The organism is Mesorhizobium sp. B2-8-5, assembly GCF_006440675.2.
Classification (GTDB): domain Bacteria; phylum Pseudomonadota; class Alphaproteobacteria; order Rhizobiales; family Rhizobiaceae; genus Mesorhizobium.
In genome coordinates this window covers 3,972,948-3,996,101 of sequence record NZ_CP083951.1, presented here as the reverse complement: position 1 = coordinate 3,996,101, position 23,154 = coordinate 3,972,948, and the positions used below count along the sequence as shown (strand labels likewise).

Annotated in this window: 24 protein-coding genes; 14 read left to right on the top strand and 10 right to left on the bottom strand. The window is 63.7% G+C overall.

Annotated features, from left to right (window positions below):
* Positions 1-2 precede the first annotated feature (2 nt).
* Entirely contained in the window at positions 3-323 is a 321-nt protein-coding gene (locus FJ430_RS19365; RefSeq protein ID WP_140647499.1) for a DUF1476 domain-containing protein, read from the bottom strand.
* Between the two features lie 274 nt (positions 324-597).
* Between FJ430_RS19365 and purC the strand changes: the two genes are divergently transcribed.
* From purC to FJ430_RS19340, 5 genes are all read left to right on the top strand, one after another.
* Positions 598-1,392 (top strand): phosphoribosylaminoimidazolesuccinocarboxamide synthase, encoded by a 795-nt coding sequence (gene purC, locus FJ430_RS19360; protein WP_040995384.1) that lies wholly within the window; start codon positions 598-600, stop codon positions 1,390-1,392.
* Between the two features lie 67 nt (positions 1,393-1,459).
* Positions 1,460-1,699 carry a phosphoribosylformylglycinamidine synthase subunit PurS gene (gene purS / locus FJ430_RS19355; RefSeq protein WP_040995386.1) on the top strand — a complete coding sequence of 80 codons (240 nt, stop codon included), beginning with the start codon at positions 1,460-1,462 and terminating at the stop codon, positions 1,697-1,699.
* 1 nt (position 1,700) lies between these two features.
* A complete protein-coding gene (gene purQ, locus FJ430_RS19350) occupies positions 1,701-2,369 on the top strand; it encodes a phosphoribosylformylglycinamidine synthase subunit PurQ (RefSeq protein ID WP_140710352.1) in 669 nt (222 codons plus the stop codon).
* Positions 2,370-2,412: 43 nt separating this feature from the next.
* Positions 2,413-2,823 carry a hypothetical protein gene (locus tag FJ430_RS19345; protein WP_140710350.1) on the top strand — a complete coding sequence of 137 codons (411 nt, stop codon included), beginning with the start codon at positions 2,413-2,415 and terminating at the stop codon, positions 2,821-2,823.
* Between the two features lie 7 nt (positions 2,824-2,830).
* On the top strand, positions 2,831-3,493 hold the full coding sequence (locus FJ430_RS19340) for a Pr6Pr family membrane protein (protein WP_140710348.1): 663 nt from the start codon (positions 2,831-2,833) through the stop codon (positions 3,491-3,493).
* 4 nt (positions 3,494-3,497) lie between these two features.
* Here the strand turns inward: FJ430_RS19340 and FJ430_RS19335 are convergent, their stop codons facing one another.
* Complete coding sequence (locus FJ430_RS19335) at positions 3,498-3,746, bottom strand: DUF1127 domain-containing protein (RefSeq protein WP_140710388.1); 249 nt, start codon at positions 3,744-3,746, stop codon at positions 3,498-3,500.
* Positions 3,747-3,837: 91 nt separating this feature from the next.
* Here FJ430_RS19335 and FJ430_RS19330 point away from each other — a divergent pair, with 91 nt between their 5' ends.
* From FJ430_RS19330 to FJ430_RS19305, 6 genes are all read left to right on the top strand, one after another.
* Positions 3,838-5,247 (top strand): PLP-dependent aminotransferase family protein, encoded by a 1,410-nt coding sequence (locus tag FJ430_RS19330; RefSeq protein WP_140710346.1) that lies wholly within the window; start codon positions 3,838-3,840, stop codon positions 5,245-5,247.
* A gap of 149 nt (positions 5,248-5,396) precedes the next feature.
* Entirely contained in the window at positions 5,397-7,628 is a 2,232-nt protein-coding gene (gene purL / locus FJ430_RS19325; protein ID WP_140710344.1) for a phosphoribosylformylglycinamidine synthase subunit PurL, read from the top strand.
* Between the two features lie 24 nt (positions 7,629-7,652).
* The gene (locus tag FJ430_RS19320) at positions 7,653-8,180 is read left to right on the top strand and encodes a hypothetical protein (RefSeq protein ID WP_140710342.1); all 528 of its coding nucleotides are present in this window, start codon (positions 7,653-7,655) and stop codon (positions 8,178-8,180) included.
* 101 nt (positions 8,181-8,281) lie between these two features.
* Positions 8,282-8,515, top strand: a complete 234-nt coding sequence (locus FJ430_RS19315; RefSeq protein ID WP_140647507.1) for a BolA/IbaG family iron-sulfur metabolism protein — start codon at positions 8,282-8,284, stop codon at positions 8,513-8,515.
* A 151-nt stretch (positions 8,516-8,666) separates the two neighbouring features.
* A complete protein-coding gene (gene grxD, locus FJ430_RS19310) occupies positions 8,667-9,002 on the top strand; it encodes a Grx4 family monothiol glutaredoxin (protein ID WP_140710340.1) in 336 nt (111 codons plus the stop codon).
* 203 nt (positions 9,003-9,205) lie between these two features.
* A complete protein-coding gene (locus FJ430_RS19305; RefSeq protein ID WP_181175571.1) occupies positions 9,206-10,429 on the top strand; it encodes a multidrug effflux MFS transporter in 1,224 nt (407 codons plus the stop codon).
* 147 nt (positions 10,430-10,576) lie between these two features.
* On the opposite strand, the gene FJ430_RS19300 is transcribed toward FJ430_RS19305, so the two are convergent.
* From FJ430_RS19300 to FJ430_RS19285, 4 genes are all read right to left on the bottom strand, one after another.
* Positions 10,577-11,404: an inositol monophosphatase family protein gene (locus FJ430_RS19300; RefSeq protein WP_140710336.1), complete on the bottom strand. Its 828-nt coding sequence runs from the start codon at positions 11,402-11,404 to the stop codon at positions 10,577-10,579.
* Complete coding sequence (gene ttcA / locus FJ430_RS19295) at positions 11,394-12,284, bottom strand: tRNA 2-thiocytidine(32) synthetase TtcA (protein WP_140710334.1); 891 nt, start codon at positions 12,282-12,284, stop codon at positions 11,394-11,396. Before ttcA ends, FJ430_RS19300 begins: the two co-directional genes overlap by 11 nt.
* A 105-nt stretch (positions 12,285-12,389) precedes the next feature.
* On the bottom strand, positions 12,390-13,007 hold the full coding sequence (gene rpsD / locus FJ430_RS19290; protein ID WP_140710332.1) for a 30S ribosomal protein S4: 618 nt from the start codon (positions 13,005-13,007) through the stop codon (positions 12,390-12,392).
* Positions 13,008-13,642: 635 nt separating this feature from the next.
* Entirely contained in the window at positions 13,643-13,825 is a 183-nt protein-coding gene (locus FJ430_RS19285; RefSeq protein WP_140647513.1) for a DUF3008 family protein, read from the bottom strand.
* Between the two features lie 174 nt (positions 13,826-13,999).
* Between FJ430_RS19285 and FJ430_RS19280 the strand changes: the two genes are divergently transcribed.
* Positions 14,000-15,382, top strand: a complete 1,383-nt coding sequence (locus FJ430_RS19280; RefSeq protein WP_140710328.1) for an RNB domain-containing ribonuclease — start codon at positions 14,000-14,002, stop codon at positions 15,380-15,382.
* A gap of 152 nt (positions 15,383-15,534) precedes the next feature.
* Here FJ430_RS19280 and murI read toward each other — a convergent pair whose 3' ends face one another.
* The 3 genes from murI to FJ430_RS19265 form a co-directional block, all read right to left on the bottom strand.
* Entirely contained in the window at positions 15,535-16,335 is an 801-nt protein-coding gene (murI, locus tag FJ430_RS19275; protein WP_140710326.1) for a glutamate racemase, read from the bottom strand.
* A 176-nt stretch (positions 16,336-16,511) separates the two neighbouring features.
* On the bottom strand, positions 16,512-17,120 hold the full coding sequence (locus FJ430_RS19270; RefSeq protein WP_140710324.1) for a hypothetical protein: 609 nt from the start codon (positions 17,118-17,120) through the stop codon (positions 16,512-16,514).
* Between the two features lie 81 nt (positions 17,121-17,201).
* Complete coding sequence (locus FJ430_RS19265; RefSeq protein WP_140710322.1) at positions 17,202-18,050, bottom strand: RNA methyltransferase; 849 nt, start codon at positions 18,048-18,050, stop codon at positions 17,202-17,204.
* Between the two features lie 208 nt (positions 18,051-18,258).
* Between FJ430_RS19265 and FJ430_RS19260 the strand changes: the two genes are divergently transcribed.
* Positions 18,259-19,470 (top strand): NADP-dependent isocitrate dehydrogenase, encoded by a 1,212-nt coding sequence (locus FJ430_RS19260; RefSeq protein ID WP_140647518.1) that lies wholly within the window; start codon positions 18,259-18,261, stop codon positions 19,468-19,470.
* An 82-nt stretch (positions 19,471-19,552) separates the two neighbouring features.
* The gene (locus FJ430_RS19255) at positions 19,553-20,179 is read left to right on the top strand and encodes a glutathione S-transferase family protein (protein WP_140710320.1); all 627 of its coding nucleotides are present in this window, start codon (positions 19,553-19,555) and stop codon (positions 20,177-20,179) included.
* Between the two features lie 240 nt (positions 20,180-20,419).
* Here the strand turns inward: FJ430_RS19255 and alaS are convergent, their stop codons facing one another.
* Entirely contained in the window at positions 20,420-23,089 is a 2,670-nt protein-coding gene (gene alaS / locus FJ430_RS19250; protein ID WP_140710318.1) for an alanine--tRNA ligase, read from the bottom strand.
* Positions 23,090-23,154 lie beyond the last annotated feature (65 nt).

Below are 23,154 nucleotides of genomic sequence, written 5' to 3'. Positions count from 1 at the left end.
CCTCAGCTGTTCTTGATCTGCTCGATCGCCTGCGCCATCAGCTCGTCCATGGTGCGGCGGATCTGGTGGTCGGACTGAGCGACGCCGGCGGCATCGAAATCCTTGCGGATCTTGCGGAAGACATCATGGTCGCCCGCTTCCTCGATATCGGAGACCACCACTTCCTTGGCATAGGCTTCGGCATCGGCGCCGGATTTGCCGAGTTTCTCGGCTGCCCACAGCCCCAGCGCCTTGTTGCGGCGCGCCGCGGCCTTGAAGCGAAGTTCCTCGTCGAAGGCGAATTTGCGCTCGAAGCCCTCTTCGCGGTCTTTCATGCTGCTCATGACGTCCCTCCGATCAATCCGATTCGCTTGGCGATGAATATGTGTGATGGGCAAGCACAAACCAAAAGGCCGCGAGCCGGTCAATATGCTTCGTCGCATGCTGCGCTGCGGCATTTCGGTTCCGAAAGCGGTTGATTCGCGGGATTTGCCGATTGAGCAAACAGGACGATTGCGATAACACCGGCATTGAACGCCGCCTTCGCCATACTAACTTAGGCAAACGGACAGGAACTGGTCACTTGCCGCCTGCCCGCAGATCCAGAGAAAAAATCAGATGAAAAATCGCCGCCGCATCTACGAAGGCAAGGCCAAGATCCTCTATGAGGGACCTGAGCCGGGGACGCTGATCCAGTTTTTCAAGGACGATGCCACCGCCTTCAACAAGAAGAAGCATGAGGTGGTCGATGGCAAGGGCGTGCTCAACAACCGCATTTCCGAGCACATCTTCAACCACTTGAACCGGATGGGCATCCCGACCCATTTCATCCGCCGGCTCAACATGCGCGAGCAGCTGATCAAGGAAGTCGAGATCATTCCGCTCGAGGTCGTGGTGCGCAACGTCGCCGCCGGCTCGCTGTCCAAGCGTCTCGGCATCGAGGAAGGCACGGTGCTGCCGCGCTCGATCATCGAATTCTACTACAAGGCCGACGCGCTCGACGACCCGATGGTGTCGGAAGAGCACATCACCGCCTTCGGCTGGGCAAGCCCGCAGGAAATCGACGACATCATGGCCTTGGCCATCCGCGTCAACGACTTTCTCTCCGGCCTGTTCCTCGGCGTCGGCATCCAGCTCGTCGACTTCAAGATCGAATGCGGCCGACTGTTCGAGGGCGACATGATGCGCATCGTCGTCGCCGACGAGATCTCGCCGGATTCCTGCCGGCTATGGGACGTCGCCACACAGGACAAGCTCGACAAGGACCGTTTCCGCCGCGACATGGGCGGCCTAGTCGAAGCCTATCAGGAAGTTGCCCGCCGTCTCGGCATCATCAACGAGAACGAGCCGCCGCGCCCGACGGGTCCCGTGCTCGTCGCTTCCTCCGAGGCGCCCAAGGGCCTGAAGCACTAAGTACTGACGGGCCTGCCAGACAATGGCAGGCCTTTTTTGCCAAACGACGATCTGCCCAGGAGCATCGATGAAAGCCCGTATCACCGTGACCCTCAAGAACGGCGTCCTCGACCCGCAGGGCAAGGCGATCGAGCACGCGCTCTCCGGGCTTGGCTTCGACGGCGTCGGCCAGGTGCGCCAGGGCAAGGTGTTCGACATCGAGCTCACCGGAACCGACAAGGCCAAGGCCGAAGCCGATCTCAAGGCCATGTGCGACAAGCTTCTGGCGAACACGGTGATCGAGAATTACGCGGTGGAGATTGCCTGAAATGAAATCAGCCGTCGTCCTCCTGCCTGGCCTCAACCGCGACCGCGACATGATCGCGGCGCTGACCAAGATTTCCGGCCAGGCGCCGGCGACCGTCTGGCAGACCGACACGGAAATCCCCGATGTCGATCTGATCGCCATCCCCGGCGGCTTCTCCTTCGGTGACTATCTGCGCTGCGGCGCGATCGCGGCGCGCATGCCGGTGATGCGTGCGGTCGCCGAAAAGGCCGCCAAGGGCGTGACCGTCGTCGGTGTCTGCAACGGCTTCCAGATTCTGGTCGAGGCGGGATTGCTGCCCGGCGCGCTGATGCGCAACGCCTCGCTGAAATTCGTCTGCCGGCAGGTGAAGCTTGAGATCGCCAACGCCAACACCATGTTCACGCGCGGCTATCAGCCCGGACAGGTGATCCGCTCGCCGGTCGCGCATCACGACGGCAATTACTTCGCCGATGCCGAGACGCTGGCCCGCCTCGAAGGCGAAGGCCAGGTGGTGTTCCGCTATGCCGAAGGCACCAATCCCAATGGCTCGATCAACGACATCGCCGGCATCGTCAACGACAAGGGCAACGTGCTCGGCCTGATGCCGCATCCCGAAAACCTGATCGAGGCGGCGCATGGCGGCAATGACGGACGGGCGCTGTTCGAGAGCGCGCTCGGCATCGCGGCTTGATTCTCTAACATCCTATCGGAACGCGGGGGGGGGCGGACTGACCATGAGACTGACGATTGCTCGCCTTGCTCTCCTGGCCGCCGCGGGGCTCGCCTTGGCTTCCTGCCAGTCCAGCCCCAAGACAACGCCGGTTCCCTCAGGCAAGAGCGCCTCTTTGCTTGCCATGGAGCAGGTCGCGATCGCCGCGCATAAATGCTGGATCGCCAGCAAGGATCCGGCCTTCAAGGCCTACCAGATGGCCAACGAGCTCAATTCCTACAGCGGCACGCCGCGCTTCCTGCTGGTGCCCGCCAAGCACTATGGCGGCAAACCGCTGCTGGTCGTGCAGGCGCAAGGCAACTCCAGCCGCGTCGATGTGTTCGGGCCGCTGATGAATGAGCCGCTCGGCGCGCGCATCGGTGCCGACATCGCCCGCTGGCAGGCCGGCAATCCGTCCTGCGCGGCTGCCGCCTGAGCTTGCGATGGGCCGGTTCCTGCAGATCGCGGGGCTGGTTGTCGGGCTGATTGCGCTTGTCCTGCAATTCGCCATCACCTTGCCGGCATCCATGGCCGCAGGCCGTGGCTTGCTCGGCTCGATCGTCTTCTATTTCAGCTTCTTCACCATCCTGACCAACATCGCGGCGGTGATGGTGCACGCTTCGCTGCTGTCACCCGCCGGCTATGCCTGGTTCCCGGCCTTTGCCGGGCAGCGGATGCGGGCCGGCGTGGCGGTGGCCATAACTCTGGTTTTCATCGTCTACGCCACGGTTCTGGCGAGGCTCTGGCAGCCGCAGGGTTTGTTCCTGCTCTGCGACGTCCTTTTGCACTATGTGACGCCGGTGATGTTCGTGCTGTGGTGGCTGGTGGCGGGCGCCGATGGCAGGCGGCAGTGGAGCGACATCGCCTGGTGGATGATCTACCCAGTTGCCTATCTCGCCTACGCGCTGATACGCGCGCCCTTCGCCGGCGAAATACCTTACCCGTTCCTCGACGTCGCCAAGAACGGCGCGGCCAGCGTCGCGGTTTCAGCGCTGGCCGTCACCGCCCTTTTCGTCGGGCTGAGCGTACTCGCCGTGCTTGTCGATCACGGCATCGGCCGGTTGCGGGGAAAGCCCGCAGCCCGGGTTCAATCGAGCCGCCGCTAGATCGTTACTCCCAGAACGCCCGGATGCCTTCGCGATGGGCGTCGCAGCGCGAGACGCCGATATCCTTGAGCTGCTCGTCCGTCATCTCCAGCAGCGCAAGGCGGCCGCGCCGACGTTCGAGCATGCGATCGATCTGCCTCGCGATGGAACGGAGCACAACCACCAGGCGACCGACGAAGCCGCGATGGGCCAAGGGCTCGGACTGCGCGCCAACGGCCGGGCGAGCGTGGCGAATTGTCTCGGTTGTATCCATTTCCGTGCTACCTTGTCTCGATTGTACCTTTCCAATCGCCAGCTCGATATGGATTGACTCATCGCGCGGTGCAATATAGAAAATTGTCACCATGACAAATTGGCTCCCCGATCTTTCCTCTGGCTCCGGTCCGCTCTATCAGCGTCTTGCTGACAGCATTGAGTCAGATATCGACAAGGGCGTCATCGATGCCGGTGCAAAACTACCACCGCAGCGCGACCTCGCCTATGACATCGGCACGACGGTCGGCACCATCGGCAGGGCCTATCAACTGCTGCGCGAGCGCGGTCTGGTGAGCGGCGAGGTTGGTCGCGGCACCTATGTGCTCGGCCAGCGGACGGAGACCCCGAAACCCGATGTCGAACCAAGCTTGCAAGGCACGCGCTTCATCGACGCGCCGAGCGGCAAGCTGCGTTTCGACAGCACCGCCGCGCCCGATGTCGGCCAAGGCGCGGTGATTGCCGACCTGCTGGCGCGCACGGCGCAGGAGCATCCGCACGACATTTCGAGCTATACGCGGGATTTTCCCGAACGCTGGTACGAAGCCGGAAGCCGCTGGCTGGCACGCAATGCCTTCCGCCCCTCGCCCGATTCGATCGTGCCGACGCTGGGCACCCACGCCGCGGTCATGGCGGCGATCGCGGCGCTGACCATGCCCGGCGACTATGTCGTCTTCGAGCACCTCACCTATTCGCAGATCGCGCGCAGCGCGGGGCTGATCGGGCGCCGCATCGCGCTGGTGGCATCGGATGACGAAGGCATCGATCCCGAGGATTTCGAGCGGGTCTGCGCGCAAAAGCACCCGAAAATGATCTTTCTGATGCCGACGGCGCAGAACCCGACGCTGGCCATCTTGCCGGCGTCGCGCCGCGAGGCGATCGCGCGGATCGCGCGTGAGTACAATGTCGTCCTCATAGAAGACGATCTTTACGGCGGCTTAACCGGAGACCCGACGCCGCTGATGGCCGAATACGCGCCTGAGCGCACCATCGTCGCCGGCGGCCTGTCGAAATCCGTGGCTGCCGGCCTTCGCGGCGGCTGGCTGTCGTGCCCGCCTGCCTATCGCCATCGCATCCGCGTCGCCCACAAGATGATGACCGGCGGCATGCCCTTCCTGCTGGCCGAGGTGAATGCGCGGCTGGTGCTGTCCGGCCAGGCTGGCGACATCCGCCGGCGCAGCATCGCCGAATTCGGCGCTCGCATCGCGATCGTGCGCGAGACCTTGGCCGGCTTCGCCTTCAGGTCGCACGACAAAGTGCCCTTCGTCTGGCTCACCTTGCCCGACCCATGGCTGTCCGGCACCTTCAAGAAAGCCTGTCTCGAACATGGCCTGCTCATCGACGACGAGGACGAATTCAAGGCCGGCCGTTCCGAGCAGGTCTTCCACGGCGTGCGCTTCGGTATTTCGCAGCCGAGGCGGCGCGAGGATGTCGCCGGCGGCGTCGCCGTCATCCGCCGCCTGCTCGACGAAGGCCGCGCCGGCTACGACAGTTTTTCCTGATCAAGCTGGCGAGCTCTAGGCCCTGACCTCCGCCGGCAGGGGCAGTTTTCCGGCTTTTTTCGTCATCCGATGGGGTGTATCGCGCGAAAGCTTGCGATAAGAGGAGACTCAAGGAAACTCCCCTCTTCCACGGACAAAAATCGCCGCTCATGACCATTTCCAATTCCGTGCCGATCACCCCCGAGCTCGTCGCCGCGCATGGGCTGAAGCCCGACGAATACCAGCGCATCCTCGATCTGGTCGGCCGCGAACCAAGCTTCACCGAGCTCGGCATCTTCTCTGCGATGTGGAACGAGCACTGCTCCTACAAATCCTCGAAGAAATGGCTGCGCACGCTGCCGACCAGCGGCCCGCGGGTCATCCAGGGTCCGGGCGAGAATGCCGGCGTGGTCGACATCGGCGACGGCGACTGCGTGGTCTTCAAGATGGAGAGCCACAACCACCCGTCCTACATCGAACCTTATCAGGGTGCGGCGACCGGCGTCGGCGGCATATTGCGCGACGTCTTCACCATGGGCGCCAGGCCGGTGGCGGCCATGAACGCGCTGCGCTTCGGCGCGCCGGATCATCCGAAAACCCGGCATCTCGTTGCCGGCGTGGTTTCGGGCGTCGGCGGCTACGGCAATTCCTTCGGCGTGCCGACCGTCGGCGGCGAGGTCAATTTCGATGCCCGCTACAACGGCAACATCCTGGTCAACGCCTTCGCGGCGGGCCTCGCCAAGACCAACGCCATCTTCCTGTCACAGGCCAAGGGCGTCGGCCTCCCGGTCGTCTATCTCGGCGCCAAGACCGGCCGCGACGGCGTCGGCGGCGCCACCATGGCCTCGGCCGAATTCGACGACAAGATCGAGGAGAAGCGTCCGACCGTGCAGGTCGGCGATCCCTTCACCGAAAAATGCCTGCTGGAAGCCTGCCTCGAGCTGATGGCGTCGGGCGCCGTCATCGCCATTCAGGACATGGGCGCGGCCGGCCTCACCTGCTCGGCGGTCGAGATGGGCGCCAAGGGCGACCTCGGCATCGAGCTCGACCTCGACAAGGTGCCGGTGCGCGAGGAGCGCATGAGCGCCTATGAGATGATGCTGTCTGAAAGCCAGGAGCGCATGCTGATGGTGCTGCGCCCCGAGAAGGAGGAAGAAGCCGAGGCGATCTTCCGCAAATGGGGGCTCGACTTCGCCATCGTCGGCAAGACCACCGACGATCTGCGTTTCCGCGTCATCCATCAGGGCGACGAGGTCGCCAACCTGCCGATCAAGGACCTGGGCGACCAGGCACCGGAATATGACCGCCCCTGGGTCGAGCCGAAGAAGCCGGCGCCGCTCGCCGCGAACGATGCGCCGAAGGCCGATGTCGCCGACGCGCTGCTGAAAATGCTGGGCGGGCCGGATCTCTCTTCGCGCCGCTGGGTGTGGGAGCAGTACGACACGCTGATCCAGGGCAATTCGCTGCAGCTTCCGGGCGGCGACGCCGGCGTCGTGCGCGTCGAGGGTCATCCGACCAAGGCGCTGGCCTTCTCCTCAGACGTCACGCCGCGCTACTGCGAGGCCGACCCGTACGAAGGCGGCAAGCAGGCCGTGGCCGAATGCTGGCGCAACCTGACCGCCACCGGCGCCCTGCCGCTTGCGGCCACCGACAACCTCAATTTCGGCAATCCGGAGCGGCCCGAGATCATGGGCCAGTTCGTCGGCGCGGTTAAGGGCATCGGCGATGCCTGCCGCGCTCTCGGTTTCCCGATCGTCTCCGGCAATGTCTCGCTCTACAACGAAACCAACGGCCGCGGCATCCTGCCGACACCGACCATCGGCGGCGTCGGGCTGATTGCCGACTGGTCGAAGATGGCGCGTATCGGTTTTGCCGCCGAAGGCCAGATGATCGTGCTGGTCGGCGCGCCCGCCACATGGGGCAGCCATCTCGGCCAGTCCGTCTATATGCGTGACATCCACGGTCGAGGCGACGGCTCGCCGCCGCCGGTCGACCTCGATCATGAGAAGCGGGTTGGCGACCATGTGCGCGCGCTGATCGCGTCCGGCATCGTGACATCGGCGCACGACGTCTCCGACGGCGGCCTTGCGATAGCGCTCGCCGAAATGGCGATGGCCTCCGGCATTGGCGCCACCGTTCCGGGGCTTACCGGCACCGATCCGATCCCGGTCTGGTTCGGCGAGGACCAGGGGCGCTACCTGCTGACGCTGTCGATCGACCCGCAAAGCGGCGAATGGGACAGGATCCGCGAAGAGCAGGGCATGCTCGGCATCTTCGCGCCCTGGATCGGCACCACCGGCGGACGTGAATTGAAGCTCGGCGAGGCCCGACCGATCCCCGTCAGCGAGCTGACCGCCGCCCATGAGGGCTGGTTCCCGCGCTTCATGGATCAGGCCAGTTGACCGGGCTAGAAGCAATCCTTTTTTATGCGACATGATTTAACCGCCAGGGCGCTGATTGCAGTCGTCTTCTGGCCGTCCCTGTTCTTCTTCTGGTTTCTCGGGCCGTTCGTCCTGTTCCTGTTGTCGACGACCTCGAGTGAGGTCTGCCCGCGGCTGGAAACCCGCGCCGAGTTCCTTGCCGCGGCCAACGGCACGCTGCCGATGCTGGTATTGCAGACCCTGATCTACGCCGTTCCAGTCGTCTGCCTGGTGCTCTGGAACAGGCTTTCTCCGGAGCCGGCGCGGGCAAGGCACGTCGCGACCTGCATCAAGCTCTTCGCCGTCGCCGCGTTGATCGGGGCTATTTGGGACTATGGCTCGTCCTTGACCTGCGACGGCTATGGTCAGCCCTTCTTTTCAACCGCATGGCGGATGACGAGCTATCTTCCGATCGTCAGCCTGTTGATCAACCTCCCGCTCTACGTGCTGGTCTTCAGCCTCGGCCGCGCCTATTCGACGCGCGATGACATCACCGAAGACGGCGTGGTTCATTCGAGCCAGGATAACCCATAGGGCCTCATCACCCGACGGAACGGCTTCAATCCGGGCTGGAAAGGCTTTAGGCTCACCCCGAGTCACATATACAGCCTGCCCGCTTGAAACAGGATTTTGCCATGGCAATGGATGCTCACGACATCGAAAAATTGATCAAGGAAGGCATTCCGGACGCCAAGGTGACGATCCGCGACCTGGCCGGCGACGGCGATCATTATGCGGCCGAGGTCGTGGCCGAGAGCTTCCGGGGCAAAAGCCGTGTGCAGCAGCATCAGATGGTCTACAACGCGCTGAAGGGCAATATGGGCGGCCTGCTGCACGCGCTGGCGCTGCAGACCAGCATTCCCGACTGAGCGCCGGCGCCGCTCAGGCTTAGCCCAAAATCGCGTTATCCCTTGCGCCATTGGGCCGGCGTCGCGGCTAACGTCTTGTTTCAGCCAACCTATGGGTTTATTTGAAGGACATGTTTCGAGCCTGACTCCCACAGGCGTGAAAGGACCGTCCATGACCGGCATCAACGACTACATCGACAATGAAGTGAAGAGCAACGACGTCGTACTCTTCATGAAGGGCACGCCCGGCTTCCCGCAATGCGGCTTCTCCGGCCAGGTGGTGCAGATCCTCGATTACATCGGGGCCGACTACAAAGGCGTCAACGTGCTCGACTCGGCCGAACTGCGCCAGGGCATCAAGGACTATTCCAACTGGCCGACCATCCCGCAGCTCTATGTGAAGGGCGAATTCGTCGGCGGCTGCGACATCGTGCGCGAAATGTTCCAGGCCGGCGAGTTGCAGGACTTCCTGATCGAAAAGGGCGTCAGCGTCAAAGGCGCCGCCTGATTCAATTTTGCTCGCCGGCGCGGAGGCTAACCCTCCGGCCGGCAAGCATCGCTCGGGGCCGCCCCCACCTCGGCAACATAACCCCCGGGTCTCGGGGATGAGACGAACCAGCGCGCCGGCCAGCCGGCGCCTGTTCGTTTGAAAGATCGGAATTTGCCGTGGACAAGCAGGTAGAAGCGTCGCAACGGGCAAGCAGCTTGCCCATTCCGCGCTGGGAATTCATCGCGCTCTGCGCCGCGCTCATGGCGCTCAACTCCTTGGCCATCGACATCATGTTGCCGGCGCTGCAGCAGATCGGCGCCTCGCTCGGCGTCGAGAGCGAGAACCTCCGCCAATATGTCATCACCGCCTATATGCTCGGCTTCGGCGGCGGGCAGCTTTTGTTCGGGCCTATTTCGGATCGCTTCGGGCGCCGGGCGCCACTGGTCCTTGGCCTGGTCGTCTATGTCGTGGCTGCGGCCGCCGCCGCCATAGCTCCCAGTTTCACCCTGTTGCTGACCTGGCGTCTCATACAGGGCATCGGCGCGGCCGCGACCCGCGTCATCGCCGTCTCGATCGTGCGCGACACGTTCGAAGGCCGGCGCATGGCCGAGGTGATGTCGCTGATCTTCATGGTGTTCATGGCCATCCCTGTCATCGCGCCCGGCATCGGCCAGTTCGTCATGCTGTTCGCCAGTTGGCACTGGATTTTCGTGACCATGGCTATCGGCGCGCTGATCGTTTCGACCTGGGCTCTGCTGCGCCTGCCGGAGACGCTGCATCCGGAATATCGCCGGCCGCTGACGGTAAGCTCCGTCGTCAGCGGCTTCCGCATCGTGCTCACCAACCGGCTCACGCTTTGCTACGCTTTCGCCAGCACGTTCATTTTCGCCGCCATGTTCGGCTTCATCAGTTCGGCGCAGCAGATCTACATCGACATCTTTCATGTCGGCGAATTGTTCCCGCTGATCTTTGCCGGCGTCGCCGGCGTGCTTGCCTTCTCCAACTATCTCAATTCTCGGTTGGTCGGACAGATTGGCATGCGCCGCCTGTCGCAAGGCGCGCTGCTCATCTTCCTGTGCATCAGCCTTGCCTGGCTGGTGGTCTCGCTGGAGATACAGATGCCGCTCTGGCTCTTCGTCACCTTCTTTGCCGGGGCGATGCTGCCATTCGGCGGACTGGGCGCGAATTTCAACGCTTTGGCCATGGAGCCGCTCGGCGAGCTCGCCGGCACGGCGGCATCCATCCTGGGCTTCATGCAGACCTTCCTCGGTGCCCTCATCGGCGCGGCGATCGGCCAGGCCTATAACGGCACGGTCACGCCTCTGGCCGCCGGCTTCTGCAGCGTCTCGGTCGCGGCTTTGCTGATGATCCTGATCGCCGAGCGGGGCAGGATGTTCCAGCCCCACAATCCCCCTGTTTCGGGACACGTCACCGATCTGCACTAATGCATGTCGCGCAAAAGTTTCAGCGGTTTTGCGATAACGACATGCATGAAAACAAAGGTTTTAAAGCGCGTCGCCTGAATCCGCTTCAGCGCGACGCGCTTTAATTGCTATCCGGCCGGCAGATCGCCGGCCGAGCGCAGGATTACCCTACTCAGCCCAGAGCTCGCGGCGCAGCTCGTCCCAGCTTTGCTTGTCCGGCGCGACCAGCAGGCCGCCGTCGACATGCGATGGCAGATAGGCGCTGCCGTCGACGCGCGCGACATGGCCGCCGGCTTCCTGATGGATCAGCGCGCCGGCGAGATGATCCCAGGGCATCAGCTTGTTATAGAGCACGAAATGGGCGTGACCGCTGGCAAGCAGCCGATATTCATGCGCCGCGCAGCGATAGGCGAATTGCGACAGCGTCTTGGTCTGGTTGCGGGCAAGCCGCGAGCGTTCAGGCTCTTCGAGAAACTGCCAGGAAACGGCGCCCGTCATCTGCGCCATGGGCACCGGTGCCGCGACGCGGACCTTCTCCAGCGCGCCATGCGCGTGGCGGATATGGCTGCCCGCCCCCTTGGCGCCGATCAGCCAGTCCTTGCCGACCGGATCATGGATGATGCCGGCGACGGTCTCGCCGTTGACGACGACGCCGGCCATGACGCCGAACAGCGGCACGCCGGAAGCGAAGTTGAAGGTGCCGTCGACCGGATCGATGACGAAGGCAAGCGCGGCATCGCCAAGGCCAGATAGCAGCGCCGGGTTGTCGGAACAGGCCTCTTCACCGACCACCATGGCCTGGGGATAGCGTTCGAGCAGCCGGGCGGTGATCAGCCTCTCGGCATTGACGTCCGCCTCGGTCACGAGGTCGGCGGCGGACGTCTTCTGGCGCACGTCGCCCTCGCCCAGCCGGCGGAAGCGCGGCATGATTTCAGTCCTGGCGGCGTCGGCAAGAAGCTCGGCCAGCCAGTCGATCGAACGGTCGTCAAATTTCATCGGAAATGTCTCGTCCTGGATTCGCATCGAGCCCCGCGAAGTCGAATAGCTTCCTGTCCAGGAGATGCGAGAGCCTTACATTGGTCATGGCGCGGATCATCGTGTCCTTGCGGCCCGGCATGCGCTTCTCGATGTCGTCGAGCATCGCCTTCATGGCGTTGCGCTGCAGCCCTTCCTGGCTGCCGCACAGATCGCACGGGATGATCGGGAATTTCATCGCGTTGGCGAATTTCTCGAGGTCGGCCTCAGCACTATAGGCGAGCGGCCGCAGCACCAAGACGTCACCTTCGTCATTGAGGAGCTTAGGCGGCATGGCGGCGAGACGCCCGCCATGGAACAGGTTCATGAAGAAGGTCTCGAGAATGTCCTCGCGGTGATGGCCAAGCACCAGCGCCGAGCATTCCTCCTCGCGCGCGATGCGGTAGAAATGGCCGCGCCGCAGCCGCGAGCAGAGCGAGCAATAGGTGCTGCCTTCCGGCAGCTTGTCGGTCACCACCGAATAGGTGTCCTGGTATTCGATGCGATGCGCGATGCCGTTGGCGTTGAGATAATCGGGCAGGATGTGCTTCGGGAAATTCGGCTGGCCCTGGTCGAGATTGCAGGCGAGCAGTTCGACCGGCAGCAGACCGCGCCATTTGAGGTCGAGCAGAAGCGCGAGCAGGCCATAGGAATCCTTGCCGCCGGAGAGCGCCACCAGCCAGCGCTCGCCGGGCTTCACCATGGCGAAATCCTCGATCGCCTGGCGCGTCAGCCTCAACAGCCGCTTGCGCAGCTTGTTGAACTCGACCGAGGACGGCACGTCGGCAAACAGCGGATGGAAGCCGCCGTCGGTCTCGTCGCCGATCGGCTCGAGCGTTTTGACATCTGGCAGCATATTCATGGCGCCGGCCCTGCGTTCTGTTGGCGCCCGGCTTAGCGGACATAGCGGACAAAGAAAAGGCCGCCTCGAGAGGCGGCCTTGGATGCTGCGGCTGATTGATGTCGATCAGCGCGAGTAGAATTCGACGACCAGGTTCGGTTCCATCTGCACGGCGAACGGAACGTCCGACAGGCCGGGAACGCGAGCAAAGGTCGCGATCATCTTGTTGTGGTCGGCTTCGATGTAGTCCGGCACGTCGCGCTCGGCGAGACCAACCGATTCCAGCACGATCACGAGCTGCTTCGACTTCTCGCGCACCTCGATGACGTCGCCCGGCTTGCAGCGATACGAACCGATGTTGGTGCGCTTGCCGTTGACGTTGACATGACCGTGGTTGACGAACTGACGGGCGGCGAAAATGGTCGGCACGAACTTGGCGCGGTAGACGACCGCGTCGAGACGCGACTCGAGCAGGCCGATCAGGTTCTCGGAGGTGTCGCCCTTGCGGCGGTTGGCCTCTTCATAGACCTTGCGGAACTGCTTTTCCGAAACGTCGCCATAGTGACCCTTCAGCTTCTGCTTGGCGCGCAGCTGCAGGCCGAAGTCGGAAAGCTTGCCCTTGCGGCGCTGGCCGTGCTGGCCGGGACCGTATTCACGCTTGTTGACCGGGGACTTCGGGCGGCCCCAGATGTTTTCGCCGAGACGGCGGTCGATCTTGTATTTCGCGGATTCGCGCTTGCTCATCGCATTCCCTTTCAAAACAATATACCCGGAACCCCATGGCTCCGGGCGAAGGAAACGCGCCCTCCTCTGGCCTCCGTTTTCGAGACCTGACAGGGTTTTCCACGCAAAGCGACGGAAAACCCACGGGACACGTCAAAAGAAACCACCGGGCGTCGCCACCCGGTGTTGGTGGGGCTGTTAAACACAGATTTAACCGCTGTCAAGCTTACGGCTGGCCGCGTGGGTCGCAACCCGATAACATTTCCCGCGTTGCGTGCGGTGCCGGTTGTGGCGAAGGCCACCGGCAGCAGAGCGGCGTAGCTTTCAAGGAGCCGCGCTGCTCTGCCATCTTAATGAAGGGACTGGAGCAGAGGAGCCCGAATTCCCATGAAAAAGTTCTTCCTTACCCTGACCGGGGCCGCTGTGCTGGCGGGATCCATGGCTGTCATGACGCCGGAACCCGCCATGGCCAGGCATTGGAGTGGCCACAGGCAGGTATGCCGCGTCGTGGTGACGAAAAGAGTGGTCTGGCGCCACGGCCATCGCCACATTGTCCGTTACAAGACGAAGCGCTGCTGGTGGCGATAGCGGGCAGCTGAGTCAACCTGAACAAGCCCGCGAGCGATACCGCGGGCTTCTTCATGTGATGCTGCGATCTATGACTTTTTGCCGGGCAAATCCTTGCGTTTGGTCTCGGCGAACTCTTCGAGTTGCTTCTCGCTCATCGATTCATACATTTCGCGCGAAGCGCCCCTAAGCTCGCTTTTCTTGATCTCGCCGCGCTTGGCGGAAAGTGCTGCCCCGGCGGCCTTTTGCTGTGCTTGTGATGTGGCAGGCATGGCGATTTCTCCGGTTTCTCCTTTGCTGTGAGAAGAAACGCCGCGCTGAAGCGGCAGTTCCAGCGGCAGTGGCTCGGCCCGTCGGTCTGCTTGGGGCCGGCCCTCGGGCGGGCGGGCTTGGCGGTTTCGCTGGCAAGCCTTCCCGTGTCGGGAACGCCAGTGTAGGACGGTTGCATGAAATCGCTGACCGATCCCTCACAAGCGCTCTCCACCGGCCTCGCCAAAATCCGCACCGAGTTCCACGTGCCGGATGGATTTCCGCCTGCTGTGGTTGCCGCAGCGGAGGCGGCGGCAAAGCGTGTGCCCGGGCAGCATGCCGACCGGACGGCAATGCCCTTCGTAACACTCGATCCGGCAAGTTCCACCGATCTCGACCAGGCGTTCTCGATCGAGGCCAGCGGTGGCGATCTTTTCTTGCATTATGCCATTGCCGACATCGCTTGGTTCGTCGAGGACGGCGACGCGATTGATATCGAAGCCTGGAACCGGGGCGAAACGCTCTATTTGCCGGACGGCAAGGCCGGGCTCTACCCGCCGGTGCTTGCCGAGGCTGCGGCCAGCCTGTTGCCCGATGGACCGCGCCCTTCGGTCATCTTCACGGTTCGGGTCGCCGGCGACGGCGCGGTGAAATTGGACGGCGCGGAACGGGCCACTATCCAAAGCCGCGCGAAGCTCGCCTATGACAGCGTGCAGCCCTCGGACGTTCCAGCCGGCTTCGCGGAACTGGCGCGGCGTATGGCGGCAAACGAAGAGCGGCGCGGCGCCTCGCGCGTCGATCCGCCCGAGCAGGAGGTGGAAAAGCTTGCCGACGGCACGTTCCGGCTTTCTTTCAGGCCGCTGCTGCAATCCGAGCAGGACAATGCAGCACTTTCGCTGGCCGCCAATATGGCGATTGCCGACGCCATGCTGGCGCACAAGACCGGGTTGTTCCGGGTGATGTCGGGGCCGGACGCCTCCAAGGTGCAAAGACTGCGCAACGCGGCACAGGCGCTTGGGCTTTCCTGGCCCGCCTCCACCAGCCTGCGCGACTATCAGCGCACGCTCGATCCGGCCGATCCGAAACACGCCGCGCTGATGCTGGAAATCCGCCGCGCAGGCAACGGTGCGTCCTACCAACCCTATCACGAGGGTGTCGTCCCCTGGCATGAGGCGATGGCCGCGACCTATGCGCATGCCACCGCGCCGCTCAGGCGGCTGGCCGACCGCTATGTCGTGCGCTGCACGCTGGCGATCGCCAACGGCCAGCCCGTGCCGCAGGCCGTCACCGACGCGTTCGCCAGATTGCCGAAGGTGATGGGGCGTGCGGATGCCCGCGCTTCGCAGATCAACCATGCCGCCATCGACCTCGCCGAGGCGGTCATGCTCAAGGGACGCGAGGGCGAGACGTTCAAGGCCGTCGTCACCGACTTCGTCGATCATGGCGTGCGCGCGCAGCTTGCCGACATGCCCGTCGTCGCCAACGTGAAGGCTTCCGGGCTCAGGCAGGGCGACGATCTCAACCTGAAGCTGGTCTCGGCCGACCCGGATCAGCGCAGCATCATCTTCGAGCCTGTTTAGCGGCTGGGTGAAGGCGCGTTGAGATTCAGGTCAGGCCGAGTCGAAAATGGCGGGTTCCGAGAACCGGAGCGGAGCGTACTTAAGGTACGTGAGCACCGGAAGCGCAGGAACCTGGCATTTGCGGGCCGGCCTCACCTGAATCTCAACGCGCCTTAGCGCGCGGTCAGTCCAAAGCCCTGGATGAGTCGCCTGGTGGCAAAATCCACCTTGCCGGAAGTGAAGACGGCGAGATCGGGCTCGCTCTCGCCCGATGTCTCTCCGACCGGTTCGATGAGCGACATGGCGCGCCGCGCGATCGCCTCGGCCGGATCGATCCAGTCGACCGGCCAGGGCGCGGTCTTGCGCATGCGGTTGACGAGAAACGGATAATGCGTGCAGGCGAGCACGACGATGTCGGTGCGGTTGCCGTCGCGCTCGATGAAGCAGGGCGCGATTTCGGCGCGCACGGCCTCCTCGTCGACGAAACCTTGGCGCATGTAAATCTCGGCGAGCCCGGCCAGCCGGTCGCTGCCGACCAGGCGCACATGGCATTTCTGCGCCCATTTGCTAATCAGGTCGCGCGTGTATTGGCGCTTCACCGTGCCCGGCGTCGCCAGCACCGATACCAGGCCCGAGCGGGTGCGTTCGGCGGCCGGCTTGATCGCCGGCACGGTGCCCACGAACGGATGGCCGGGGAATTTGTCGCGCAGCGCATCGATCACCAGGGTCGAGGCGGTGTTGCAGGCAATGACCGAAATCGCTGGCTGAAGCCGGTCGAGCAATTTGCCGAACAGCGTAAGTATGTGATCCTTGAGCGTCGGTTCCTCCCAGGCGCCGTAGGGAAAAGCCGCGTCGTCGGCGACATAGACGAATCGGCGATCGGGCACCAGCACGCGCGCCTCGCGCAGCACGGTCAGCCCGCCAACGCCGGAATCGAACATCAGGATCGGGCGTTGGCTTGATCGATCGCTCATTGTCATCCAGCCATGAGAAGCGTCAGGCCCATGATTGGACCGACGGCGCTTCTATCGCGAATGATCGTGGTCTTGAAGAGGCGAATGCGAGCAGCTTTTGCGCAGGCGCCAGGGCATGGTGCCGAAAAGTGTGAAGCGGTTTTCGGACGACGTCATGCTCTATCTCTAAGACTTACTCAAATCCCGCGCTTGCCGAAGCCGGCGGGGCGCGGCCTGCCGAAAGGCTGCGGTGCCGGCGGAACGCGCGCGGCGGAAGCGGCGGCACGTGGGGCGGCCGGCACGCTGGCTGTTACGGTGCGTCCGGCACGCGCCGGTGCCGGAAGCGGACCGTCGAAATCGAAAACATCGGTCAATTCATCGATATTGCTGCCCGCGACCGGCTTCGCCCACAGGATCGTGCACCAGAGGCCGAACACCGAAAGTCCAAGCAGGTTCAGCCCGCCTGGAATGCTCTCGGGATCGCCGAATTTGACGACCAGCAGCACGCCCGCCTGCAAAAGCGCGTAGACGGCGGAAAGGGCGATGTAGGCCCACAGGATCCATCGGCGCCCGTTGGCATCGCGGGTGCGGCGCGAGGCGATGTTGCCGCGCAGCGCGACAAAGACGAGGGAGGCGATGAGGACGGCGCCCGCCATGCCCTGCCGCGCCGGACCAGGCCCCGAATTGATCAGCCCTTCGAAGCCGATCGTACTGACAATGCAAATAAGGATCACCACGGTCTCGGCCACGGCGAGGCCGAGAGAGTAAAGGAAAAAGCGCAGTCGACCAATATTGGACGAAAACATGTGCCACCCCCACTATTGTGGTCAGGATGGCGTATAACCGAATAAAATTCGGTTACTTCAAATGCTCACAGCTTACCAATTTTAACTTTCTTCGTCTTTGGCGCGACTGCGTGCACCGGCCGGCAATCGTCTCGGATCGTCCCCGGGCGAGCCGTCGCCGCGCGGCATGGCCGGCGAAAACCGGTCGAGCGACGAGATGATGCCGCGCAGCACCTTCAGTTCCGGCTCGGCAAAGCCCGCGCGAGTCAACACGGCGCGCAGATTGTCGACCATCTTCGGCTTCTTTTCTTCCGGGCGGAAGTAGCCTCGCGCTTCCAGCGCGTTTTCCAGATAGGCGAACAGGCTGTGCAATTGCTCCTTGGTCGCCGGCACAAGCTCCGGTCCGGAGAAGTTGGTCCGGGTCTCGTCGGCGAGGCCGGACTTCATCCATTCATAGGACATCAGCAGCACCGCCTGGGCGATGTTGAGCGAGGAAAAGCCGGGATCGACCGGGAAGGTGACGATCTCGTCGGCGAGCCCGACCTCGTCATTATAGAGGCCGAAGCGCTCGCGGCCGAACAGGATGCCGGTACGCTCGCCCACCTCGACACGTGCTCTCAGCGCCCTGCCCGCTTCCACGGGACCGCGCACCGGCTTGAAGCCGTCGCGCTCGCGCGCCGTCGTGGCGAAGACGAAGTTCAGGTCGGCGACCGCCGAGGCCAGATCGTCGAAAACCCTGGTGGCGTCGATGACGTGGTCGGCCCGGCTGGCGGCCGCGCGCGCCTTCTCGCTCGGCCAGCCGTCACGCGGGTTGACCAGCCTGAGCTCGGATAGGCCGAAATTCGCCATTGCGCGGGCGACCATGCCGATATTCTCGCCGAGCTGCGGCTCGACCAGGATGATGGCCGGTCCGGCGGAAGCGGTCTTGGCTGTATTTTCGATGGCTGGCATAGCTGTGGGTAACCGGGGTTTGCGGCGTTTCGGCGTCCCCTGCCACATCCGGACCGGAAAATGAAGCATTCACAACAGCGGCACCCGTCCGCTCCGGCACGGATCGCGGTTTGCGCGCTGAAAAAGCCTTTGATATACGCTCCGCATCCCCGGCCGAAGCCATGCGGGCAAGGCCGTTCAGATCCCCCAGCAACGAGGCATTCTTTCCATGGCGAAGATCAAGGTGGCGAACCCGGTCGTCGAACTCGACGGCGACGAGATGACCCGCATCATCTGGCAGTTCATCAAGGACAAGCTGATCCACCCCTATCTCGACCTGAAGCTTGAATATTACGACCTCGGCATCGAGAACCGCGACGCCACCAACGACCAGGTGACGATCGACTCGGCCAACGCCATCAAGAAATACGGCGTCGGCGTGAAATGCGCGACGATCACTCCCGACGAGGCACGCGTCGAGGAATTCAAGCTGAAGAAGATGTGGAAGTCGCCCAACGGCACCATCCGCAACATCCTCGGCGGCACCATCTTCCGCGAGCCGATCATCATGAAGAACGTGCCGCGCCTGGTGCCGGGCTGGACCAAGCCGATCGTCGTCGGCCGTCATGCCTTCGGCGACCAGTACCGCGCCACCGACTTCCGCTTCCCCGGCAAGGGCAAGCTGACGATCAAGTTCGTCGGCGAAGACGGCCAGGTGATCGAGCATGACGTCTATGACGCGCCGGGCGCCGGCGTGGCCATGGCCATGTACAATCTCGACGAGTCGATCCGCGAGTTCGCCCGCGCCTCGCTGAACTATGGCCTGCTGCGCAACTTCCCGGTGTATCTCTCGACCAAGAACACCATCCTCAAGGCCTATGACGGCCGCTTCAAGGACATCTTCCAGGAAGTCTACGAGAAGGAGTTCGAGGCCGAATTCAAGGCGCGGAAACTCTGGTACGAGCACCGCCTGATCGATGACATGGTCGCCTCCAGCCTGAAATGGTCGGGCGGCTATGTCTGGGCCTGCAAGAACTATGACGGCGACGTGCAATCCGACACCGTAGCGCAAGGCTTCGGCTCGCTCGGCCTGATGACCTCCGTGCTGATGACGCCGGACGGCAAGACGGTGGAAGCGGAAGCCGCGCACGGCACCGTGACGCGCCACTACCGCCAGCACCAGAAGGGCGAGGAAACCTCGACCAATTCGATCGCCTCGATCTTCGCCTGGACGCGCGGCCTGGCGCACCGCGCCAAGCTCGACGACAACGCCGCTCTGAAGCGCTTCGCCGAGACGCTGGAAAAAGTCTGCATCCAGACCGTCGAGTCTGGCTTCATGACCAAGGACCTGTCGCTGCTGATCGGCCCCGACCAGCCGTGGCTCTCGACCACCGGCTTCCTCGACAAGATCGACGAGAATTTGCAGAAGGCAATGGGGTAACCCAACCTTGCGGCACACAGAAGGCTCCGCAAGGAGCCTTCGCTTTTTTGGACACTGCGACGGGCAAATTGAGAGCTGATCAATGGCCAAGCCAACTCTCTACGGCGCCGACTACAGCGTCTATGTGCGCATCGCGCGAATGGCGCTGGAGGAGAAAGGCATCGGCTACGAGTTGGTGCCGCTCGACATCTTCGCCGCCGAGGGCATTCCGGCCTGGTATCTGGAGCATCATCCCTTCGGCCGCATCCCGGCCTTCGAGCATGACGGTTTTCACCTGTTCGAGACCGGCGCAATCGCGCGCTATGTCGATGAAGCCTTCGATGGTCCCGCGCTGCAGCCGGCCGACGTGCGCGGCCGCGCCAGGATGGGCCAGATCATCGGCATGCTCGACGCCTATGGTTATCGCGCGATGGTCTGGGACGTTGCCGTCGAACGGCTGGAAAAGACGCCGGCGAATGAGGCACTGATTGCCAGCGGGCTGAGCCAGGCTGAGACGGTGCTCAAGGTTCTGACCTCGCTGAAGGCTAAGGGCCCGTGGCTGCTCGGGGACCAGTTGACGTTGGCGGACCTGCATGCGGCCCCGATCGTCGCCTATTTCCTCAAGGTCGCGGAAGGACGCGATCTGCTGGCGCGCTTTGCGGATATCCGGGATTGGTATGCCCGAATAGCCGGACGGCCGAGCTTTACGCGGACGGAAAAGGTCGCGTAACTCGCTCAGCCTCGGCGCCGCCCCTCATTGCCCTGCCGGGCATTTCGCCCCGTAAAACGGGGAGAAAGAAGCGATTGCAACGCCGGCGCCTTTTCTGCAACGCAGACTATTGGCGAAAGCCGCGATAACAGCGCCCTTCTCCCCGTTCAACGGGGAGAAGATGGCGGCAGCCAGATGAGGGGCAGCGCAGCCCTCAGAGAATTGGGAGCCGGCCTGAGCTACAGTCGATCGCCCCGACCGTCACGCCGCTTCCAGCACCGCCTTCACCGCCGCAATGGCATCATTGGCCTTCGACGCATCGGGGCCGCCGGCCTGCGCCATGTCGGGACGCCCGCCGCCGCCTTGACCGCCAAGCGCGGCGGACGCGACGCGCACGAGATCGACGGCGCTGAAACGAGCGGTCAGGTCGTCGGTGACGCCGACGACCACGCTTGCCTTGTTGTCCTCGCCCGCGCCGACAAAGACGACCACGCCGGAGCCGAGCGTCTTCTTGCCGGCATCCGCCAGCGGCTTCAGGTCCTTCGGCGCCACGCCGGTGACCGCCTTGCCGAGGAAGCCGACGCCTGCGACAGTCTCGTTCGCGGCCGGAGCATCGGCAACGGCCGAGCCGCCACCCAGCGCCAGTTTCTTGCGCGCCTCGGTAAGCTCCTTTTCGAGCTTTTTGCGCTCTTCGAGCAGCGCCTCGACGCGCAACGGCACGTCGGCCGGCGAGATCTTCAAGGTCGCCGCCGCGGCCTTCAGCCGCCTGTCCTGTTCGTCCAGATGCCTGCGCGCCGCCTCGCCGGTCAGCGCCTCGATGCGGCGCACGCCGGCCGCCACCGCGCTGTCCGACAGGATGCGCACCAGGCCGATATCGCCGGTCGACCTCACATGCGTGCCGCCGCAAAGCTCGACGGAATAGGGCCGATTGGCCTTGGCGCCATGCAGGCCGGTGCCCATCGACACGACGCGCACCTCATCGCCGTATTTCTCGCCGAACAGCGCCATGGCGCCCTCGGCAATCGCGTCGTCGACCGACATCAGACGCGTCGTCACCGGGCTGTTCTGCACGACGATCTCGTTGGCCATGCGCTCGACCTCCTCGAGTTCATCGGCCGAGATCGGCTTGTTGTGCGAGATGTCGAAGCGCAGCCGGTCGGGCGCCACCAGCGAGCCCTTCTGCGCGACATGGGTGCCCAGCACCTCGCGCAGCGCCTCGTGGATGAGATGCGTCGCGGAATGGTTGGCGCGCAGCCTTGAGCGGCGGGCATGATCGACCTTCAGCTCGACGGCATCACCCGTCTTGACCGTACCTTTGGCCACCTTGCCGAGATGCACGAACAAGCCATCGGCCTTCTTCTGCGTGTCCGAGACCTCGATTGAAAAACCCTCGCCGGAAATCACGCCGGTGTCGCCCATCTGGCCGCCGGATTCGCCGTAGAACGGCGTCTGGTTGACGACCAAGGCGACCGCATCGCCCTGGCTCGCGCTGTCGATGGTCTTGCCGTCCTTGACCAGGGCCTGGACGATGCCTTCCGCCTGCTCGGTCTCATAGCCGAGGAATTCGGTCGCGCCGGTCTTTTCGCGCACCGAGAACCATACCGTCTCGGTCGCGGCCTCGCCCGAGCCCGTCCAATGCGCGCGCGCCTCGGCCTTCTGCCGCTCCATAGCGTCGGTGAAGCCGGCGATGTCGACCGAGATGCTGCGCTGGCGCAGCGCATCCTGCGTCAGATCGAGCGGGAAGCCATAGGTGTCGTAGAGCTTGAAGGCCGTCTCGCCATCCAGCATGTCGCCGGCATGCAGCGTCTCCGTAGCGTCCGAAAGCAGACCGAGGCCGCGCACCAGCGTCTTGCGGAAGCGTGTTTCCTCGAGCTTCAGCGTTTCGGTGATCAGCGCCTCGCCGCGCACGAGCTCGGGATAGGCCTGGCCCATCTCGCGCACCAGCGCCGGCACCAGTTGCCACATTAGCGGCTCCTTCGCGCCAAGCAGCTGCGCATGGCGCATGGCACGGCGCATGATGCGGCGCAGCACATAGCCGCGCCCCTCATTCGACGGCAGCACGCCATCTGCCACCAGGAACGAGGACGAGCGCAGATGATCCGCGATGACGCGGTACGACCCGACGTTCTCCTGGTTCGGCCCCTGGCCTAGCGCCGAGGACGCCGCGTCGATCAAATGCCTGAACAGGTCGGTCTCGAAGACGCTTTCGACGCCCTGCAGGATGGAGGCCATGCGCTCCAGGCCCATGCCGGTGTCGATCGAGGGACGCGGCAGGTCGATGCGCTCTTCCTTCGTCACCTGCTCATACTGCATGAACACCAGGTTCCAGAATTCCAGGAACCGGTCGCCGTCCTCTTCCGGGCTGCCGGGCGGGCCGCCCCAGATATGCTCGCCGCGATCGATGAAGATTTCCGAGCACGGACCGCACGGGCCGGTGTCGCCCATCGCCCAGAAATTGTCCGAGGTCGGGATGCGGATTATGCGGTCGTCGGAGAAGCCGGCGATCTTCTTCCAGTAACCAGCCGCCTCGTCGTCGGTGTGATAGACCGTGACGAGCAGCTTGTCCTTCTTCAGGCCGAAACCCTTGGTGATCAGGTTCCAGGCAAGCTCGATCGCGCGCTCCTTGAAATAGTCGCCGAACGAGAAATTGCCGAGCATCTCGAAGAAGGTGAGATGGCGCGCGGTATAGCCGACATTGTCGAGGTCGTTGTGCTTGCCGCCTGCACGCACGCTCTTCTGCGCGGTGGACGCTCGCGAATAGGGACGTTTCTCCAGGCCGGTGAAGACGTTCTTGAACTGCACCATGCCTGCGTTTGTGAACATCAGCGTCGGATCGTTGCGCGGCACCAACGGGCTGGAGGCGACGATCTCGTGGCCCTCCTTGCGGAAGTAGTCGAGAAATGTCGACCGGATATCGTTCACGCCACTCATTGCGTACTGCCTTTTCGCGAGAACCGCCGGCGTCGCCGGCGGCTGATGGGCTTTGGTGTTTCCAG

Bases quoted from the DNA above. Each gene is read 5' to 3' on its own strand.
- grxD (WP_140710340.1), top strand. From the start codon at position 8,667: ATGACCGGCATCAACGACTACATCGACAATGAAGTGAAGAGCAACGAC.
- FJ430_RS19320 (WP_140710342.1), top strand. From the start codon at position 7,653: ATGCGACATGATTTAACCGCCAGGGCGCTGATTGCAGTCGTCTTCTGG.
- purL (WP_140710344.1), top strand. From the start codon at position 5,397: ATGACCATTTCCAATTCCGTGCCGATCACCCCCGAGCTCGTCGCCGCG.
- FJ430_RS19365 (WP_140647499.1), bottom strand. From the start codon at position 323: ATGAGCAGCATGAAAGACCGCGAAGAGGGCTTCGAGCGCAAATTCGCC.
- ttcA (WP_140710334.1), bottom strand. From the start codon at position 12,284: ATGAATATGCTGCCAGATGTCAAAACGCTCGAGCCGATCGGCGACGAG.
- FJ430_RS19270 (WP_140710324.1), bottom strand. From the start codon at position 17,120: ATGTTTTCGTCCAATATTGGTCGACTGCGCTTTTTCCTTTACTCTCTC.
- FJ430_RS19260 (WP_140647518.1), top strand. From the start codon at position 18,259: ATGGCGAAGATCAAGGTGGCGAACCCGGTCGTCGAACTCGACGGCGAC.
- FJ430_RS19340 (WP_140710348.1), top strand. From the start codon at position 2,831: ATGGGCCGGTTCCTGCAGATCGCGGGGCTGGTTGTCGGGCTGATTGCG.
- alaS (WP_140710318.1), bottom strand. From the start codon at position 23,089: ATGAGTGGCGTGAACGATATCCGGTCGACATTTCTCGACTACTTCCGC.
- FJ430_RS19345 (WP_140710350.1), top strand. From the start codon at position 2,413: ATGAGACTGACGATTGCTCGCCTTGCTCTCCTGGCCGCCGCGGGGCTC.
- FJ430_RS19330 (WP_140710346.1), top strand. From the start codon at position 3,838: ATGACAAATTGGCTCCCCGATCTTTCCTCTGGCTCCGGTCCGCTCTAT.
- FJ430_RS19265 (WP_140710322.1), bottom strand. From the start codon at position 18,050: ATGCCAGCCATCGAAAATACAGCCAAGACCGCTTCCGCCGGACCGGCC.
- murI (WP_140710326.1), bottom strand. From the start codon at position 16,335: ATGAGCGATCGATCAAGCCAACGCCCGATCCTGATGTTCGATTCCGGC.
- purQ (WP_140710352.1), top strand. From the start codon at position 1,701: ATGAAATCAGCCGTCGTCCTCCTGCCTGGCCTCAACCGCGACCGCGAC.
- FJ430_RS19280 (WP_140710328.1), top strand. From the start codon at position 14,000: ATGAAATCGCTGACCGATCCCTCACAAGCGCTCTCCACCGGCCTCGCC.
- purC (WP_040995384.1), top strand. From the start codon at position 598: ATGAAAAATCGCCGCCGCATCTACGAAGGCAAGGCCAAGATCCTCTAT.
- FJ430_RS19255 (WP_140710320.1), top strand. From the start codon at position 19,553: ATGGCCAAGCCAACTCTCTACGGCGCCGACTACAGCGTCTATGTGCGC.
- FJ430_RS19315 (WP_140647507.1), top strand. From the start codon at position 8,282: ATGGCAATGGATGCTCACGACATCGAAAAATTGATCAAGGAAGGCATT.
- FJ430_RS19300 (WP_140710336.1), bottom strand. From the start codon at position 11,404: ATGAAATTTGACGACCGTTCGATCGACTGGCTGGCCGAGCTTCTTGCC.
- FJ430_RS19285 (WP_140647513.1), bottom strand. From the start codon at position 13,825: ATGCCTGCCACATCACAAGCACAGCAAAAGGCCGCCGGGGCAGCACTT.
- FJ430_RS19335 (WP_140710388.1), bottom strand. From the start codon at position 3,746: ATGGATACAACCGAGACAATTCGCCACGCTCGCCCGGCCGTTGGCGCG.
- rpsD (WP_140710332.1), bottom strand. From the start codon at position 13,007: ATGAGCAAGCGCGAATCCGCGAAATACAAGATCGACCGCCGTCTCGGC.
- purS (WP_040995386.1), top strand. From the start codon at position 1,460: ATGAAAGCCCGTATCACCGTGACCCTCAAGAACGGCGTCCTCGACCCG.